This window comes from Ferrimonas sp., from assembly GCF_048263965.1.
Taxonomy (GTDB): domain Bacteria; phylum Pseudomonadota; class Gammaproteobacteria; order Enterobacterales; family Shewanellaceae; genus Ferrimonas.
This window is the reverse complement of the sequence record NZ_JBLXDO010000013.1, coordinates 111,582-117,668: the sequence shown is the minus strand read 5'-3', so window position 1 is coordinate 117,668 and position 6,087 is coordinate 111,582. Positions and strand designations below refer to the sequence as shown.

The following is a 6,087-nucleotide window of genomic DNA, read 5'->3' as shown; positions in this document are numbered from 1 at the left end:
TTCACCATCACCGTCAGCAATCCGGCGCCGGACTTCGTCGGCGAGACCGGCGGGGAAGACAACGATCAGTACAGTGTCGAGGTGGCCGAAGGCACCGACGCCGGGGTGATCATCACCGTGGGCGCGGAGGACGAAGACAGCGGTCTGGTGTACAGCCTGGCGGAGGACTTCGACGGCCTGTTCAGCATCGACCCGGCCACCGGCGCCATCAGCACCACCCGCACCATCGACGATGCGGAGCTGGGTGATTACCAGCTGAGCGTGACCGTCACCGACAACGAGGGTGGCAGCGACACCGCCGAGGTGAACGTCAGCCTGACCAACGTCAACGACGCCCCTATCGCCGAAGACGACTCCTACCAGGAAACCCAGCTGTTCCATGAGTCTTTCGAGAACATGTCCAGTACTAACTCCTGGACCATAGTGCACAGCGACCCTGATGGCACCTGGGACTTTACCCATGGCCTGGAGATTCAGCGTGATGGTCTGCTTACCAAGGCACCGGACGGCGACTTCTATGTGGAGCTGGACCCCAACGTCAACACCGCCATCAGCACCAACATCAACACCACTGGTCAGGATGCAGTGCGGGTTGAGTTCAGCTACAACCCTCGTTGGGACGGCAACTCTTCGTCCAATATGAGCTTCACCGTGGGTGACGCCACCTATACCGTCACTGCCAATGGTGAAGTGGTTCCTGCAGATCAGGGCGTGACCATTGAGGGGCCTGATGCCGATGGCTGGTATCGTGTTTCCGGTGAGTTCGATGTGGATAGCGACAGCGTTGACATCGCTTTTGCCGGAACCGGTCGTTCAGACTCCTATGGCGCCCTGCTGGACGACATCTCAATCATCGGCATCCAGAATCCTTCTCTGGAGACCCAGGAGGACACCAGCGTTGTCATCGATGCGACTGAGCTGCTCTCCAACGACAGTGATCCTGAAGGCGATGCCATCAAGATCATTTCGGTTGAAGCAACCGATGACACCCAGGGCACTGTCTCTCTGGATTCTAACGGCAATATCCTGTTCACGCCGGCTGAAGACTTCCATGGTACCGCCACCTTCCGCTACACCATTGAGGATGAGCACGGCGCCACGGATACCGCCATCGCAACCGTGATTGTCCATCCGGAGAACGATGGCCCCGTTGCTGGTGACGACGAATTCACTGTGGCTGAAGATGGCAGCATTGGCCTGAATCTGCTCGGCAATGACACCGATGCAGACAATGACACACTGACCATCAAGTCGATCAACGGTGTGGCACTGAGTGAGGGAACGGCTCAGGAGATTGCCGTCGACAATGGCACGGTTCGTGTCGCCGCGAATGGCACCATCAGCTTCGAGCCTGCAGAGAATTACCATGGCCCAATCAGCTTCGATTACGTGGTAACCGATGGTCAGGGCAGTGAAGACTCAGCCACGGTCAGCGGTACTGTGACTCCGGTCATCGATGAACTCACCGATGGCGATGAGCAGGTCAGGGGCAATGAGGACAGTATACAGTCCGGCAATGTATTGGATGTGACCGACGCGGATAGCAACAGCCACTCAGTGGTGAGTTTCCAGGTGAACGGCCAGACCTATACTGCCGGCCAGACTGCCGTCATCACAGGTGTGGGAGCACTGCTGATCGCCAGCAATGGTGCTTACAGCTTCGAACCGGTGGCGAACTACCACGGCGAGGTACCCAAAGTTACTTACACCGTCGTGGATAACAACGATGCCAAGGACATCGACACCTCCACCCTGGAGTTGACGGTAGATCCGGTGAATGATGCGCCTATGTCAGAAGACTTCACCATAGAGGCTGACTTTACCGATCCCAATGTGAACAGCATCCTTATCGATTTTGGTATCGATAACCTGGGTGACAGCGCCATCGACGGCGGTGAAGTGTCCGACATCGAGGGTAACGCTACCCATATCCAGCTGACCTCTCTGCCCACTTCCGGCAGCCTGTTTGTCATTAACGATGATGGCAGCCGCACTGAAGCCGAAGTAGGTAAGGTTTACGCCATGGATGAGCTTCGCTACGAAATGGATCCAAGCCTGTCAGGCCAGGTGACACTGGGAGAGGCGTCTGAAGATATTGCCAGTTCCCTGGACCACTGGGGCGAGGCGATCAATGGCTCCAGCAGCCGTCTCTTTACCATGGATAACTCCGATGTTGCCATCAGGATTACCCCAGTAGGTGGAGAGCTGGAGCTTATCCATGGATCCCTGGCTAACCATCAGGGTGGGGGACTCGGTGTCGGTCGCGGTGGCGAACTCAACAGCAACAGCGAGGCGATCAACTTCTCCTTCTATGAGCCTGCGTCTGGCTCCAGCAGTGAGCGCGGGGTTGCGGTTAATGAGGTGAATATTACCCTGACCGGCCTGGGAGGCTACTTCGTGCCGGGTCATACCATGGCTGGCCGAGCCACCATTACTGTGCTGGATACCGATGGCAACCCCATCGATGCGAGCAAGCTGTTGGTGACCACCACAGACGATGCCAACGGCACTCAGGATGTGGTGTGGGACGCCGCTTCCAACTCCTACCTGGTGGCCAACAGCGAAGAGGCGACTACTGGAGACCTCACCGAGCAGGTCAGGATCATCGTTACTGACCCCAGCATTCAGATTGGCTCAGTGGAAGTGGGCCACGCCGGTACCGGCAGTTTTGAGGTTCGTAACCTGTCCGTTGGTGTCGATTACAACGACAGCTTCGATTATCTGCCCGTGGAAACCGACGGCAATGGCAACGTTACCCTGGTCGGTGGCGACATTGTCGATGGTCAGGGGCAGTCAAGTACTGTGGTCATCAATACCAAGACTCTGTCTGAAAGTGTCGTTGCCAACGATGATGCGGTGACCACCCAGGAAGATACCTCCATTGTCGTTGATGTCTTGGGCAATGATCTGGGCGGAAACACCGCCACTCTGACTGTGACCAGTGCGACCGCCTCCCATGGCAGTGTCACCATCACCGAAGATGGAAGGATTCTGTACACGCCGGATGAGAACTACAGCGGTACTGACACCATTCACTACGCCATCAGCAATGGGCATGGCGGGGTGGATAACGCCACAGTGACCGTTACTGTGGATCCTGTGGTCGATCCCGTCGATGAAGCCTCTGTGAGGGTGCAAATCAGCGATCCTATCTCCGGTGTGTATGATCTGGGAGGAGCCGAGGGAGGTAACTCCACGGCGACCAGTGCGTCGGGAGTTACAATAAGCACCGACTCCGGCGTCCTGCACTTCAGCAATGGGCTTGGACTGGGAGTGGCACCCGACGGAGCTAAAGGGGAAGACCGAAACCGCATCGATGTCGGTGAAGTGGTGACCTTAACCCTGCCAGTGGCCAAGCACAGTGTGGAAGTGGGCATCAAGAACACCAAGAGCGATACCCTGCTGCTGAGTTCCGATGACATCAAACTGGATACCAGTGACCCGTCCAATGTGGCCATCTCAGGTCAGGTTGATGGGCAAAATGGTCAGAAAGACGTGTCTCCGACGGGCAGCGTTGTGCTGGAAGTGACCGGCCTGAACAGTGATGGCCAAATTGAGACTATCTCCCATACGGTCAGCATCGCGGCGGACGGTTCCTGGCAGTTTGACCTGGATCTCTCCAGCCAATTCGACACCATCACCTCCACCGAGTTGACCTGGATGCTCGACGGTTCCTCTTGGGGCAACGGCGCCAATCAGAGGCTGTTTATGGAGGTCAGTGAGCCCATTGGCAACCTCTCCTTCTCCGCGGCCGCATCCGGTTCAGGGAAGCAAAAGGGCAACCAAGACAACGGCTATCAAATTGAAGAGGTCCTGTTCGGTACCGGCGAGCTGGATGATGTCCATACCTACCAGATTGATGTGGATGCGACCCTTTCCGACCTGGATGGCAGCGAGACCCTGTCGGCGCTGCTACTGGGCGGGTTCCCAGAGAACTCCGTACTCAGGATCGTCTATCAGGACGGTACAGAAGCGACCATCGAGGCGAGGTACTCCAGCTACATCGATGGCGATGCCTTTGTATTGGAGCCCTCCCTTCTCGGCAACATTTATGAGGAGGGACGCTTCGTCGATGGAATCTACCTGGTCACCGAGCAGCCACTTGAGAGCGATTTTGAGCCTACCGTGGTTGTTGAGACCAAGGAATCCAATGATGAGACGTCGGTGACCATCATCGGAGATCGGCTGGACGATACCCTGATCGGAGAGTCCGGAGATGACCTGTTGATTGGCGGTGAAGGCAATGATCTGCTGATCGGTGGAGAAGGGGACGACATCTTCATCGGCGGCTCAGGGGCCGACACCTTCAAGTGGCTGCCGGGCGATGCGGATGGTTCCACCGACACCATCATCGACTTCAATCCGTCAGAGGGGGATGTGCTGGACATCTCTGAGGTGCTGACCGGCCTGGAGGAGCAGGATGAGATCAGCGATTACCTCAATGCCACGGTCTCCGAAGATGGTCGTGATCTGCTGATTGAGATTGACCCGGTTGTGGGTGGGCCTACAGGACTTACGTTGAACCTGAAGGACTATGCCGGTGACAACAACATCACCGCTGACGGCGCCTCTGGCACCACCTCGGCGGCAGATGAGCTGAATCGTATGCTGGAAAACACCAACACCAACGATCCGGACATCATCTGAGTACCTTGAGGGGCCTCTCCGGCTGAAGCTGAGAGGCCCGTGCAGGCACTGTTTCAGGGGCTGGGCGGCGAGGCTGCCCGCAGCTTTTTTACTGGGGTAGAGGGGATCTCTGCCATCAGGTTAATAACAGAAAATTTGTAGGGAACTATGAAACTCCGACTCATTTCAATACCGCTGTTCCTCTCCTGTGGGATAGCGCTTCAAGCTCAGGCTGTCACTCTGCCAGAGGCCGTGTTCAAGGCACTGCAAAACCACCCCGATGTCAGACAGGGCCAGGCCCGTGTCGAAGAGGGTGAGTGGCAAACCGAGGGCGCCAAGGGCGGCTATCTGCCGACAGTGGAAGTGACCGGTGACTGGGGGTTTGAGGTGGTGGACAACAACTCCACCCGCAGCCGCGGCGAGGAGCACGACACCTGGAGACGCAATCAGGTGGGGTTTGAGGTTCGTCAGATGCTGTTTGATGGCTTCAGCACAGAGAACAATGTGGATCGCACCCACTCCTTTACCCAGGCGCGCCGTCATGAGCTGGATGCGACCCTGGAGAATCTGGCCCTCTCTGTCAGCCAGGCTTACCTTGAGGTTCAGAAGCAGCGTCAATTGCTGGAGTTGGCTGAGCAGATCCTCAGCAACCACCAGACCATCTATGAGCAGATCAAAAGCCGGGTTGATCGCGGCGTGGGTACCTCTTCTGACCTGTCTCAGATTGAGAGCCGGCTGAACAACGCCCACGCCAATGTGTTGTCTGCCCAGAATAACTTGATTGATGCAGAGACACTGTATCAGCGTCAGGTGGGGGAACTGGCCCCTCAGAAGATGGAAGAGTTTGGCATCAGCTCCACCGTACTGCCTGCCACTATGGAGCAGGGCCTGCAGATTATGCTGGAGAACAACCCCACTCTGGCGGCGGCCCGCTCTGACATCGAAGAGACCCGCTTCCAACTCAAGGGCTCCAAGGCGTCCAACTACCCAGAGTTTGATCTGGTTCTTAAGGGAAATTACGGTGACAACCTCAGCGGCATTCGCGGCCTGAACAACGATTATCGTGCCGTGGTCGAGATGCGTTGGAACCTGTTCAACGGTGGCCGCGATAAGGCCTCCACCCGCCAGGCAGCCAAGCAACTGGATCAGGCCTTTGCCATCTCTGACGATGCCACTCGCCAGGCAGAGCAAGGGCTGAGACTGGCCTGGGTGGCCTACGACGTTCTGGGCCGTCAGCGCAACTTCCTCTCCGGTTACAAGAAGACCACCATCGCAACCCGCAACGCTTACCGAAAGGAGTTCAACCTGGGTAAGCGCACCCTGTTGGACATGCTGGATTCTGAGAACGAGGTGTTTACTGCCGGTCAGAGCTACATCCAGGCAGATTACGACTACGAGGCCTCCAAAGTGAGGATCCTCAACGCGATGGGACAATTGAACGAAACTCTGGGAGTGCGCTAA

2 protein-coding genes are annotated in these 6,087 nt (G+C 56.9%); both read left to right on the top strand.

Annotated elements, in window-relative coordinates; all coding sequences use genetic code 11:
* Nucleotides 1-4,647 (top strand): tandem-95 repeat protein (locus ACN0RV_RS12815; protein WP_417348022.1); only part of this gene is annotated, 4,647 nt, incomplete at its 5' end.
* 147 nt (nucleotides 4,648-4,794) lie between these two features.
* Nucleotides 4,795-6,087 carry a TolC family outer membrane protein gene (locus ACN0RV_RS12810; RefSeq protein WP_417348020.1) on the top strand — a complete coding sequence of 431 codons (1,293 nt, stop codon included), beginning with the start codon at nucleotides 4,795-4,797 and terminating at the stop codon, nucleotides 6,085-6,087.

What these genes read in the sequence shown, in the direction of transcription:
- ACN0RV_RS12810 (WP_417348020.1), top strand. Translation starts at nt 4,795, where the DNA reads ATGAAACTCCGACTCATTTCAATACCGCTGTTCCTCTCCTGTGGGATA.